Raw genomic sequence first — 12,707 nt, forward strand, 5'->3', positions numbered from 1 at the left:
CCTACTGGACCTTGTGGGCCTACCTCTCCTTGAGGACCTACTGGACCTTGTGGGCCTGGTCGACAATTACATTTCCTTGGTCTGATTCCCATTTAAATTAACTCCTTTCTTTTGATCTACTACAGATTATGTTCATCTCAATTTTTGGCTTGTGTTAAAGCCTTTTCCAACCAAAATTGTACAAATCAAATTTCATAGTTTCTTTTAAACTAGAAACAGCTAGAATAAAAAACTAAGAACTTTAATATGGAGCTTATACAGTGGTGTATCCAATTTATACAGAACAAATAAACCATCTTTAGAAACTTAGACATCATAGAGATTCGGATGGATTAAAAAGGCACTAACTGATCCATCCGAATCTATGCTGGTTGGGACTCTAAGAGAAAGCGATACGACCACACAAGACGTGTTTGTTTAGTTACCCCAGATGGCTATTTAATTGTACTTCGTATGAAATCTAGGGAGGTTGCAATTTTCCATACCGCATACATAAATGATGATCCTAACGTATAAAAAAGTGAAATCCAGCCCCCACTGGACATACTCGGAACAAGAACGCCCGTTCCCTGTCTATTGACTTTTGTCTGCAACATGCTATAAAAATAATCTTGTCCTTACTTACAGTATTGGGACCTACAAAGGGTTTGGCTCGCTTTCCCCTTAAACAGCGGCCACTCATAATAAATTTAGTGACCTACTGGTCTCATTAAACCCAAAATACCTTCTCGGTATTTTAGGTTATTTAGTTTCACAACACCGTCATCCCTTCCTCCGCCTCCGAATGATACTATTTACCTATAAATTCAGGAGGTGCATTATGGTAAAAGTCCACATCACACAAATTCTTCACGATACCCTCACGTTAGACCTAATCGATATTGTTGCACCAATGATTGCCCAACTGAAAACAAACGATGAGCTCTTATCTGGTTTTGGAATCCCAATGAAAGAGAGAGGCGAAATACTTTTGCAGTCCAGTCATCTAATTGGAAGAAAGAATTTGGTATTAGACATGATTGAGCAAAAGTACACGATCCTTAAGGACAGACCCCATCCAATCATGTTGAAAAGGGCCTGGGAGGAATTTAGGAGCAGCGGCGATAAGGAGAGGTTTTTATATGCTTTGAAAAGAGCGGAAGAAGTGATGAGTAAACAAAGAAAAAACCCTTCGATATAGTAGCGAAGGGTTTTACTATGACAGAGATGGATTGAGTTTATGCTAAGTCTGAAAAATACTTTTGGGGAATAAAATCTTCTTGATGTTTTTGAACTTCTTGAGGAGAGGCCGTTAGAACACTTAGTCCTAAAAGAACTACGCAACACAATATAAGTAATATCACACTGGATCACCTTCCACACAAAAATCTTATATGCCCATTATTTACTTACAATTATAATGATGGACTGTTAAATCCCTCTAAATAGACAATTAACAAATCATTAACTCATATAAGACCAGTTGATTTGCTAAAAATTACCACAGTCCCAACATTGCCCCTCTACCCGATCGTATTTCACAACATGTTTCCAAGTAACCTATTTTTGGAAAAGACTATGGTGCAAAATTTAAGCCCAACAACAAAGGAAATAGGAGTATTCCTAAAATGAGGATTAAGATCATCAATGGACCAACATATTTGAGTAGTCCATTTTCTTTCGACTTAATAGCCGCAACTCCCAAAAAAACACTTGCGATCATAGATCCAATTCCTGAGAAAAAAACTATCCCGATGAGAATCTTTTCACCTAAATTAGGATCGTCAGAAATTAAATAACTAGAGATAAACAACGCAATCCCTACAACGCTTAAAGCAGTTGACCATTTTCCCTTTTCTATCGTTTCCATTATTTTATGGCACCTCTCCCCTTTGATTCATTGAGCATAGTTTAACTCGACAATTTGAATTCGATAAGTACTAATCTTTCGTAGTACCCTATGGTGAATTCAATGAATTGCTACACATTCATGAGTAAACAAAAATAGCCCCACCATCCGATTAAGGACAGCGGGGCTATGCTCCATTGGTTAGGAGAAAATGAGCCTCTCTGGACTCAGGGAGAGTATTCATATTATCCTCCACCTATCTGAAATTATGCATAGATTAACCCACCCTGCTTTCGTTTAAGGACAGAAGGACTACCTCTTTGAATAAACTCTTCTTCTGTTACCGCCGTCATACATAAGCAGTTTCCTACTTCTCGGACTCCACAATCACCCAGTGCCCATTGATCTACAGATTAAGGTTTTAATCATCAATATTATGTAAACTTCGAAGACCTTGCTGATGCATGAGCCATTATGCTATATTCTTCTTATATATGGAGGTGTATTGTGCGTGAATGTAATCAATCTTAATTTATATAAAAATCTTGATGAAGAGACTATAAGTTTGGTTAAAATTGCGATGGCTTCGAATATATCAAAAGAAGATTTTAGAGATTTCTTAAAATTAAAAAAGAATGAGGTACTAGAGACTAGAAGCAGTATCAAAAAATAAACATGTAAATAATTCTGATAATGCCTAAGTACAATAAAAATATCCTTCGAAATAGAATATAGTTCGAAGGACTAAATAATATCAAGAAGGGGTATTATTTTTTTCAATGATCATAGATCACAATCCTCTTTATACTTCTTCCCAAAGACAAAGTTATATTAAATAGATATACTCATCTTATGTATTAAAAAGTCACGTATTTCCTCTTTCGATATCCCGATCTCCTTTGCCTCGAGGATTAAGTTTACCCACTCTTGATCCAACATATCTTTATCCTTCTCTTTTTTAACCATGATTTTTCACCCTTTAAGTGTAAAATCCAGGTAATCCAGCCGTCCTAGTACAAAACCTTAGACTTGTGACTTTGCGTCCCAACCTTTCGGTTGGTTTGCCCCTTTCTGGTTAATGGAAATTATATCACATAAATTTGGTGACAAACTAACACTTTTTGTTTAAACTGTAAATTTATAAACAGTTTACGCTCAATTTAGTTCAACGTTTTAAATCTAACATTTCTTCTTATCATCCTTATAATAATATTCACACCTTTGAGGTTTAGAAATAGACCCGTACAATAACAGATAGCAAGGCTAAACCAGATATAGGATATAGAACACTGTAAAGACGGCTTTTGTTATACCTTTAACTATTTGTAATTATATACACAACAGTAAGTCCCACAATCCAGTACGGAGAGTAGGACTTACTTTATATAAACCGTCCGAACACGAACGAGGGGACAATACATCCTATTCTGTTGATGATGTTATGTGAATGATTTAACCCTCCGCTGACAATCAACAGAGGGTTAATGGAAGGGGATAACTTATGCCACTCATGATGTTATTTTATTATGCCTACACCCAAATGTAATTATTCACAAAAAAATAGCCCCACTATCCAATAAAGAACAGCGGGGCATAGATATATGAGCAATTAATAAACCGAGGAGCTAATACATCCTATTCGATTCATTACACATCGTGAATAAAAAGACCCCTTCGCTCATAAAAGAACGAAAGGGTGGAGGCGACGACGAGATATTACTCATTGTATTCTATTCCTAACTAGAGTGAATATGACACTTAGGCGCTCTCTGCTCTAGCGTTATTTTTCCTCTTGTAATCGTGCTTACATTTCCGTTGGAGTCCACAATCTCGATCTCATGCGTATAAACACCTGTAAGCTCCTCTGTATCACTTGGACTTAGCTCAATGTGCAATACATCGCCATTAATTGATAGGCCCTCCCGCAATGTCTTGGACAACTTCCACACGCCATATTGATACATCGTCCACTTAGCGGATGTAACGCCAGCCATGTCCACACCCTCAACGGTTACATCAATCAGCTTCGAGTCACCCGACACCATAGAGAAATTCTGATTATCACGCATAGGCAACCCTCCTTTTAACTCGACATATAACTCGCGCTCGCCCACTAGGTAGACGTATAAGACCCTCTCGCCCTCTAGCTTGATATGACCGATGATGGACTTGTCGGGATCGATGATACGTTGCAATAGCGGGTAGCTATAATCCCGATCCGTCCAAATGACTTGTTTCGTGTGCGCTATCGCCTGTACATCAGCATAGATCGTTTGGCGTAATGGTGTGGATGTTTCTGTCACCTCGTAAATGGATTGAGACAACGAATAATCTGATTCCACATCCTTAACGATGACTTGACCCAACGGAAAGCTCATTGATCTATCTGCATACACTGATTGGCTCAGCGGAAAATCCTTCGAATACATCACGTAATCCGAATAGATGGACTGTAATAATGGATAAGCCCATTGTCGATTGGCGTATATTTGTTGCTTTGCCGCGGCTTCCGCTTCCCTATTCGCATATATCGCCTGTTTTGCCGCATACGAAAGAACCTTATCGTCAAATAAGGCTTGTTGTGTTGGTGCTATGCTGTTGTGATTAGCGTATACCGACTGTGATAGTGGATATGATGCGTCCAGTTCGCTGTAAATGGATTGTGATAGGCCGAAGCTGAAAGATACGTCTGTGCCATCGTCATCGCCGCCACCTACCCATGTTCCACCGTATAATGTTGCGTGATTGCCGTTGCCGCTTTGATCTAAGACTGTGCCTGTTGACATGTCATAGAGAGCAAGCATACTCCCATCCTCAGCATAGCAAGCTACACTATAGAGCTTCCCTTTCAGGTGTCCTTGTGATAAATTGTTATGCGCGAATAGCGTTATGTCGTCAATTATCGTGTCAGAATTGGCACTGACTGCTCTGATAAGAATTTTTTCATCTTTTGCAATTCCCGCCCAACCTCTAGGATTAAGACCCAAACCGTTTTGCGTAACGGTCAATGATTGCCCTACCCCACTCGAAAATGATCCACTATAAATCAATCCGTTAGCATGACCTGTTCTAGCATCTAGTAAGTAGGCGTTAGGCTGTTGAACCGAATTAATCTCAACCTCTAATACTATCTTCCCAACGCTCATTAATGGAAGCTGTAAGCTGTCATCCACACCGTCCATATATAGATACATCAGACCACCTCATACGTCCCGACAATCACGCAGGGTTGCGGCTCTGCTTCGTCATGGGTACACTCATGCCAATCAATCTTCCCACCAAACAAATCAACATAGGATCGCAACTCGTCAAACAGAAACAACCGATCGGCGGAATCATTCAACCATACTTCAAATGAAAACACTTCTTCATTATTGTCCTCGTCCTCAATCTGGCGCTGATCGAGCTTCCATAATTCGTAAGAGTTGATTGTGTCCACAATGAGCCGCGAACCATCGTCTGTATTTAGATTACCTCGAATAGAGTACTTCAATTTAATCTACCGCGTATTCTTTGGCGGAAATATTAACACTTGAATCTCGGCGGTTTTGTACCTCGTCAACTTGTGGAGTTGTTACCTTGACCCACAGATTGCGGACGGATGTATCAGCGTTACCCTCGCTCCCGAAGTCCGATAGGTCAAGCGTATCCGCATAGTCCGATCCGTCAAGGGATAGATCAATAAAGGATGCGTCATCGCCTTGTGGTTGTGCTGTAACGTCTGTGTAATATCTATCAGCGTTATCGTTTTTAACGTATACCTGAACCGTTTCGGTTGATCCTGAAATGGGATGATCGGTTCTAATCGGATTCGCTTCCGTCACTTCCTGCGTGCAATCTTCGTCATGGTAAATCTTAATCGCCATTTATATCCCTCCTATTTATTATTGAGTAGGTTGATTACTCGCTTTTCGTAATTCGTTAGCTAACCGGTTAAATTCATCCTTGCTGGCTTTGTCGGGTGCGATGTTCCAACTTGCTCCAAGGTAGGCGATAATTTTTTCCGCGTCTTCTGCTTTCATTTTATATTTTTCCTCCTTTGGCAACTTACTTAACCCCATTACTTCCCCAATTCCTTCTGCTGTAGCTTTCGCTAGGCGATCTAGAAACGCCGAGTCCTTTAATAAAGCTGCTTCCTTGGCATTAGAAATAAACCCATACTCAATGAGCAGGGCTGGCATTTTGGTGAGTCTCAAAACAGCTAAATCCTTTTTCTTTTGCCCCCGATCCCGAACGCCTTCGGACAAAAACACTTCCAGCACTTTTTCGTGTATCAGGTTTTGAATAGTAGCTGTTCTGCCACCGTTAATCGTCTCGTAAATGTAGCTTTCAAATCCGTTTGAGTTAGCGTCAAATGAGTTGTTGTGTAAGCTAACAAACACATCGGCCTTACACTGGTTGGCTAGGCTGGCTCGATTTTCTAAGGAGACAAATACATCTGACACTCGTGTATATCTCACATCAGCACCCATTGATTCAAGCAGCCGACCTGTTCGGAGTGTTAAGTCTAGCACGATGTCCTTTTCGCGGATCCCGTGACCAACAGCCCCAGGATCCTTGCCGCCATGCCCTGCATCCAACATAATGATTGGCTTTTTCACACTCTCTACCTCCTTGTCATATTTCGTTAAATCATATCTTTCGATTAGATCATTTAGTTTCGCTGGATAATTTACGTCTGTTGCATATCCCGCATCCTTGACCGCCTGCGTAGCCTTCCGATAGTCCGATTGATTCAATACACCCGCATAGCGATTGAAGCTCTCCCATCCCGTCCCATGCGTGTATTTGTGGCATAGATCAATGACCGCACCTTCATACGATGGGTATTTCCTAAATTCAGATACGGGATAGATAATCTCACCATTAGGTAGGTGTTCGGGTGATTGCTTCGTATAAACAGGACCATCCCAACCTGATCCTTTTTTAATTCCGAATAAGTTGTTCGCGTTGACCGCTAGATCAGATGTGCCGCGGGCACTCTCTAATATGCCTTGTGCAATAATTAGGGATGGCAACACCCCGCTTGCTTTGCCGTGTTTGACCGCAAACGGGGCGAGTTTATTAATAAACCCCATGATCTTCACTCTTGTTATGCTTTTTCTTCTCCGTGACATTCTTCGCTCCGCTATATAATCCAGTAGCAGACAGACCTAGCATCAATCCAATGATAATGCCCTCTTTGACGTCTGCTCCAATATAAAATATCCCCGCGGCTAGTCCGAGCACTAAGGCAATAACAGGGCTCAATTTCACCGGTACACCAACACGTTTGCACAGCTCGATCAGCCCAATGATTAGCGGAATAATTGCAACATCGTAAATTTCAAACACTCACACCATCTCCTTTTTAATTTAAAAGCCAACTACTTTGCAGGCAGTCGGCTTTGAATATCATCTAGCTTGTCTATTACAATGTCATAACGTTTTGCAAACTGATTAAGGGTTCCATACAACTGATCCTCGCGCTCTTTGTTCCGCTTTTGCGTGTGGATAAGGAGCCAAACAAACAAAACTGCAAAAGGACCCTGGGTTATAAAATACTTCGTGATCTCATCCATATGGTTCACCTACTTTCTGGCAATAGAAAAAGCACCCTCGAAAGGATGCTTTTGTTGTTGAATCTAGAGTTTTCAAATTTGACACGATTAACGTACCTTTTGCTTTCTTTGCAGAAACTTGAAATTATAGGTGGTTTCACCTTTATCGGAAGACCTAATCTCTTCATAACCACGAATATTGGTGGCCAGATATGCCACTAAGTAAATTATCAACATAATAAAGAAATCATAGATAGACGGCCATCCTTTCGGATTGTAAAAGTCAATCATTCTAAAGAATCTCATAACAATAAAGGCTCCTAATCCTGCAAAGATTACTCCTCTAACAATTGGATTAGAGTTTGGTCTGATTTGCAGAGTAAACATCACACCAACTGGCAGTACTGAAAAATGATAAGGGAGAAATAAAGCAAGTGAATAGGGGATAAAATCCATTGGATATAACCACAACCCCATTCCTGCTGCAAAGATATCGATGGTAACACCAATAACAATTGCAATCATTCCCGCTGCAAATAAACGTCCTGTACTTTCCTTTTTCCTGAACAAAAACCATACAATCCAAGGAATGATGAACAACCCGATCCCTAACCACCATTGCCAAGTAAATAAAAATGCATCTAAGATGGCTTGATTAATCAAAATACTGGTTTCTTCCATCAATCGAAAACCCTGTATTACTTGATTCCTTCCTTCTTCAATAGTCATATTCTCTTCCTTTCACCCGTCAGTTTTATGCTCATCTAATTTATTATTATCCAATAAACTTGATTGTTACCCCCTGCTGTCTGACAAAATAAAAAGCACCCCGAAGGATGCTTTAAGATCGGTTAAAAATTTTAAAACAGAAATACACCTACCAAAAATGCTTCTTCAACTTCTTTATTCCAATTGACCCAACTAAAGCCAGTGTTAAAGTTGCCAAAAAACACCAAAATCCAATAGTCTCTAAGAGTTGTTCCATACCCTCACCCCCTGCTTACTATTTCGGCAGGAGGAAGAATCCCTTTAAAATTTAATTAACCTTAACTGAGAATACTTTCTATATTTTTCGTCCAATATAAGATAATAACTTAAGAAAAGGTGTGATTTCTCATGTTTGATTTTAACATTTTTTTCAAATGGATTCTAGAATATATAGAAGACATCCAGATCATTATAAATCTTCGCCCGACTGTTGCTGTATTCAAAAAAAAAACATATGAATAAAATATATGATATTAGCCCTCCCCCAAAAGCTCACTCGACTCGACTCCCAGAACTTACTTCTTTACCCCTCAACCTCTGCCGCGAGATACTCCGCGACTGGAATCTGATACTGTTCAGGCAAAGTAAAAAGAACGCCCCGAAGGACGTCCTATCGATAATTTCCTTTTCTCCAATTATCTAAAGTAATTATGGTCAAAAGAAAGATTGTTTCCTCAATAAACCTATCAATTCTATATTGGTTATTAAATATAAAATCAACACCTCGTTCGGCTATGAGAAACTCTTCACTCTCTGTTTATTCTTGTATTGGTTAATTTTTTAACCTTTCCCACAATGCTATGTCTTCCTTCTTCTGGTCTTATCCCAATATTTTGTAGCACTAATGGTGTGAATTCTTCAACCGCAATATAATCCCCTTGGTAATAATGTAATTTCTTTAATACAGCAAACGTTACTTTTATATCGTACCTAGGGCTTCCCAACACTAGTCAGTTCGTCCAATAATCTCCTAATGTCCGATATCTCATTCATCATACTATTTAACTCCCTTTCAAGATCATCCAGCTTCCCACCTCCACTATAGACTTGATCTCTAATATGGGACGCTGCCCTACGGCCAATTACATCAAATGTACTATGTCTATCTGCTATATTGTAAATAGAGTACCCCAAAAACCAATCAAAGTCTTTGAATACTTCAAACCAAGCATCAAACCAATTAGATTGTACGTTTTCGTTATAACCATCCTCATCAAAGTGATAAGACCACGGTTTAGCTGGAGCACCATCATAAGGAGCAATTCCTAACTCTCCTAAAAATATAGGTTTGTTCCATTTTTTTGAAAGTGTTTCGATGTCAGATACTATGTTCTGCCCCCGATTCCATACTGTAGTGTTATACAGTGACTCTTTTAAAACCCTCTTTGACGGGCTTGGATCGTCGGACACCTCAAAGTACGCTGCTATAGCTATAATATCCACCAAGCTAAACAGATTGTTTGCTAGCTTTTCTTCTAGCTGTGCGTTCTGATACCACCAATTAGTCCGATAAATGAGATTGCCCTTGTAAATTCGCTTTAAGTCGGATATTAATGTACTCCATTCGCTAAAGCTATTTTCCATGTGGACAAGGTTGGATGCGATGTACATCCCCTCTAACCCTCGCAGTTCGCAAAATGCTGCTATTTCTTTTAGAGCATTACCCCAATATTCAAAAAATGTAGCCATGTTTTCGGGATTCCATTCAGTCTCACCTATGCTTCCATTGGCGACCATTGGAAACGGCTCCATTATTATTTTATACCCCTTTGACTTTACAGCTATAGCTGCTTGCTTGGCTAAATCCCAACTATGTTCGTCTATATAAGGTTCAGAGTCGCCTATATCATCAGCCTTGACTAAAACGGGTATAGTTACCATATTTAAATCTAGCTTTTCGGCATCGGGTAAGATCATGTCGGCATACAGGTCACTAAACGCTGTAGCATTTCCGCTTTTCCACTGTCCGCTTTTCTTTCCTATAATATTCTCTATTTGAGAATCTGTGTAGTTTTTTGTTCTAATAAAGTTAATTAAACCCATGTTACACCTCGATCCATTGGAACCCGTTCGATTGCCATACATCCTGTGTATTTACTGCCATATAACACGCACCCACAGGAACTTCATTGGCAGCAGGCCTCTGATCAACCGTTGCTCCATAAAACTCCATACTGTTCCCAGTCAAATTTACAGTCATAGCACCGTCAATTGATTTAATCGCTTCAAAGTCACCGTCTTTATCGCTAAACGCCTGCGGAACAGGCGTTTTTCCTGTAGCGTCCGTCTTTAGTTTTCTCGTCCTATAAGACATATCGATTACTCCTTTATTAAGATTAGTTACATTATTTTTTTATGATCAACAATGCGGTCCCTTTTGTTGAAATTGACATTAAGTACGCGCACTTCATCACCTACTGATACGGACACGCCCTGCCTTATCGGAATATCTGGCGTGGCAACTGTAGCTCCATTAATGTATACGCTCGCAAACCTTCCGCTAACGGATGCAACCTTTCCGTCATCGTAAAGATTATAGAAGCCCTTCTCGCGGAAAAGCTTGTCGATAAGCTCCCGCGTTAGCTCCGCAAATATTTTCCAATCCCACAACTTTACGGCGCCCCCCCTATATTCCTAACACGCCAAGCCTCGGCCGACATCATGCCGCCAGCACTTAGCGGTATATTAAAAGAAATAAGCTCGTACTTGTCATCCGTATTCGTCCAATCATCGATAATCGTTATAACGTCCTCGGCATCATGCAGATAGTTCGGGAGCAAATCAATCGGCTGCTTCTCCGCGACACGGAGCCTATTACGTAGTTCATAGTTCGCTCTTGATTGTGCTAATGCGATCGTCGTAATAAGCGGATCGGGCGAGCCGTTGTTATACAGGAATAAACGCTCACCAATCGTGGGGATGCCCGTCGGACTGTCTAAGCGATTATCCTCTGCCGTAGCCGAGACTGTGGCCGTTTGAGAGCTGCCACCGATTACGAGGATTTTATTGTAAAGCTCGCTATGTTCTAGCCGCTTTTCTGACTTTGCGTATAGCGTGTAATCAGACTTATCGTAGGTCCATACGCTCGCTGTCTTTTCGACGTCTATTTGCGGACGGAAACGAAGGTAGCCGTTAACATCGAAGAATATTGAATAAACAGCCAATTCGGCCAACTCTTTAATCGCCTTTCCCCGTGCCTCACCTGGCTGGTATGTGAGCGAATAAGGTAGCGTGACGTCGCAATCGTCGAAAAGAAATTTCGTTATTCCTGCGTCACTTGCGATCAAGCGGATCGCATCGGATATTTTGACGCCAGCCGCGAGTGATGTAACATTCGTAAACTTACCAACAGGATCACCGCTTAGAAGCTGCCACTTATCCGAGCCAGATAGAATAGCAGTACGTTCGCCCGTATAAGACGAGGTTGCCGACATTTCAGACAATACAAACACGCCCTGTGGAATATAGACGGTTGAATCGCGGCGTTCATACGTCATGCCTAGCGTTGTGAAGAACGTAGGCGATAAGAATACTCCACTCTCACTCTCCACCTGCTCGAATACGGACGACTTGATTCCAATCCATAGCTTGACGCGTTTATCTAGCCATATACGACCACCTATCGACCAAGTAAACTCATTTTCATCATTGAGAAGTATAAGGCTAAACGTGCGTCGGGTGTCACGATCTTTATCTACAGATATATTCCCATCCATAACCGCACTGGTTATTTCATCAATAACGTTCTCGTCACTATCAAGAAGCTCTATTTTGACCGTAATTTCCTTTATCGGATCAACAAGGGCTTGCCTAATCGTTTCATCGCTATTAATCATCGGACTTCCACCCAATCAATACTAGGCATCTCCATCATCCCGATGTTGTATTGTCGCTTTAGGTTATAGATATTCACGACCCACGATTCTCCTCGATTGTTTTTTAGGTAGAACGGCTTTCGTCGGGAGATCAACTCACGAAGAACATTGACCTGCTCCCTCGCTGTTCCTGGACCATCAATTTTAAGACCAGCCAAAGAGCCACGTTCAGCGCTAAACGCTCCGTAGCGGACAAATGGCTTAGATGAAAATGTCCGAATTTCCTGACGCTCTTCTTCAAGCGAAATCTGTCCCTGGGATACGTTATACACGAAGTTAAACATATCGTTCGTTTCCATATCAACGACCCACCAACCACTAAACATTACGTCGATTAACGACATGTCAGACTCTTCCGATCTTGTTCCGTTATCTCCCTTTGCTACGGCCATGTACTGGATCGCACCAGCAGGGCATTGATAATCTGTAAAGATAGTCATTGCTTCTCCAACTTTCACCCAATCGGATTCACCGTAACGCTTGCGATAAATCTCATTAATAATGATATTAGGCTCTTCGCCAACAGGCGTGGGGTTTTCGATAAGGATAGTGGTCGTGGCAAATACAGAATCCTGCGATAATAAAATCGATGGCGGTCGCGGCTTGATAAACGAAGTCCTGAAATCGACCATTTCCGACCTTCCGACCATATCATCTTGACTCTTAACCTCTAGCTGAATCTTATAATCGCGCTCG

17 protein-coding genes and 1 riboswitch are annotated in these 12,707 nt (G+C 40.9%); of the genes, 2 read left to right on the forward strand and 15 right to left on the reverse strand.

Translation table 11 applies throughout. The annotated features are described in order from the left end of the window. Window positions 1-820: 820 nt before the first annotated feature. Entirely contained in the window at window positions 821-1,180 is a 360-nt protein-coding gene (locus BEP19_RS16270) for a hypothetical protein (protein ID WP_120191006.1), read from the forward strand. Window positions 1,181-1,555: 375 nt separating this feature from the next. On the opposite strand, the gene BEP19_RS16275 is transcribed toward BEP19_RS16270, so the two are convergent. After that, window positions 1,556-1,849: a hypothetical protein gene (locus tag BEP19_RS16275; RefSeq protein ID WP_120191007.1), complete on the reverse strand. Its 294-nt coding sequence runs from the start codon at window positions 1,847-1,849 to the stop codon at window positions 1,556-1,558. A gap of 490 nt (window positions 1,850-2,339) precedes the next feature. Here BEP19_RS16275 and BEP19_RS16280 point away from each other — a divergent pair, with 490 nt between their 5' ends. Then, complete coding sequence (locus BEP19_RS16280; protein WP_245983660.1) at window positions 2,340-2,501, forward strand: anti-repressor SinI family protein; 162 nt, start codon at window positions 2,340-2,342, stop codon at window positions 2,499-2,501. 158 nt (window positions 2,502-2,659) lie between these two features. On the opposite strand, the gene BEP19_RS16285 is transcribed toward BEP19_RS16280, so the two are convergent. From BEP19_RS16285 to BEP19_RS17770, 14 genes are all read right to left on the reverse strand, one after another. After that, a complete protein-coding gene (locus BEP19_RS16285) occupies window positions 2,660-2,794 on the reverse strand; it encodes an anti-repressor SinI family protein (protein WP_120191009.1) in 135 nt (44 codons plus the stop codon). 26 nt (window positions 2,795-2,820) lie between these two features. Further along, window positions 2,821-2,904, reverse strand: a riboswitch (cyclic di-GMP riboswitch). 660 nt (window positions 2,905-3,564) lie between these two features. Continuing rightward, window positions 3,565-5,022 carry a hypothetical protein gene (locus BEP19_RS16290; protein WP_120191010.1) on the reverse strand — a complete coding sequence of 486 codons (1,458 nt, stop codon included), beginning with the start codon at window positions 5,020-5,022 and terminating at the stop codon, window positions 3,565-3,567. After that, a complete protein-coding gene (locus tag BEP19_RS16295) occupies window positions 5,022-5,321 on the reverse strand; it encodes a hypothetical protein (protein WP_120191011.1) in 300 nt (99 codons plus the stop codon). The genes BEP19_RS16290 and BEP19_RS16295 overlap by 1 nt, the downstream gene beginning before the upstream one ends. Before the next feature lies 1 nt (window position 5,322). After that, window positions 5,323-5,694 (reverse strand): hypothetical protein, encoded by a 372-nt coding sequence (locus BEP19_RS16300; RefSeq protein ID WP_120191012.1) that lies wholly within the window; start codon window positions 5,692-5,694, stop codon window positions 5,323-5,325. Between the two features lie 18 nt (window positions 5,695-5,712). Further along, window positions 5,713-6,906, reverse strand: a complete 1,194-nt coding sequence (locus tag BEP19_RS16305; protein ID WP_170145413.1) for an N-acetylmuramoyl-L-alanine amidase — start codon at window positions 6,904-6,906, stop codon at window positions 5,713-5,715. After that, entirely contained in the window at window positions 6,893-7,162 is a 270-nt protein-coding gene (locus tag BEP19_RS16310; RefSeq protein WP_120191014.1) for a hypothetical protein, read from the reverse strand. The genes BEP19_RS16305 and BEP19_RS16310 overlap by 14 nt, the downstream gene beginning before the upstream one ends. 32 nt (window positions 7,163-7,194) lie before the next feature. Then, window positions 7,195-7,389, reverse strand: a complete 195-nt coding sequence (locus BEP19_RS16315; RefSeq protein WP_120191015.1) for a BhlA/UviB family holin-like peptide — start codon at window positions 7,387-7,389, stop codon at window positions 7,195-7,197. 87 nt (window positions 7,390-7,476) lie between these two features. Beyond that, complete coding sequence (locus BEP19_RS16320; protein ID WP_211329377.1) at window positions 7,477-8,097, reverse strand: CBO0543 family protein; 621 nt, start codon at window positions 8,095-8,097, stop codon at window positions 7,477-7,479. Between the two features lie 562 nt (window positions 8,098-8,659). Further along, complete coding sequence (locus tag BEP19_RS18300; RefSeq protein WP_425452796.1) at window positions 8,660-8,719, reverse strand: CD1375 family protein; 60 nt, start codon at window positions 8,717-8,719, stop codon at window positions 8,660-8,662. Between the two features lie 347 nt (window positions 8,720-9,066). Beyond that, the gene (locus BEP19_RS16330) at window positions 9,067-10,179 is read right to left on the reverse strand and encodes a glycoside hydrolase family 113 (RefSeq protein ID WP_120191017.1); all 1,113 of its coding nucleotides are present in this window, start codon (window positions 10,177-10,179) and stop codon (window positions 9,067-9,069) included. 1 nt (window position 10,180) lies between these two features. Further along, window positions 10,181-10,450 carry a hypothetical protein gene (locus tag BEP19_RS16335; RefSeq protein ID WP_120191018.1) on the reverse strand — a complete coding sequence of 90 codons (270 nt, stop codon included), beginning with the start codon at window positions 10,448-10,450 and terminating at the stop codon, window positions 10,181-10,183. A gap of 26 nt (window positions 10,451-10,476) precedes the next feature. Further along, a complete protein-coding gene (locus BEP19_RS16340; protein ID WP_120191019.1) occupies window positions 10,477-10,746 on the reverse strand; it encodes a hypothetical protein in 270 nt (89 codons plus the stop codon). Between the two features lie 2 nt (window positions 10,747-10,748). After that, window positions 10,749-11,972 (reverse strand): hypothetical protein, encoded by a 1,224-nt coding sequence (locus tag BEP19_RS16345; RefSeq protein WP_120191020.1) that lies wholly within the window; start codon window positions 11,970-11,972, stop codon window positions 10,749-10,751. Beyond that, window positions 11,969-12,707: hypothetical protein (locus BEP19_RS17770; protein WP_211329378.1), on the reverse strand; the 739-nt coding region annotated here is incomplete at its 5' end. The genes BEP19_RS16345 and BEP19_RS17770, both read right to left, overlap by 4 nt.

This window comes from Ammoniphilus oxalaticus (genome assembly GCF_003609605.1).
Taxonomy (GTDB): Bacteria; Bacillota; Bacilli; order Aneurinibacillales; family RAOX-1; genus Ammoniphilus; species Ammoniphilus oxalaticus.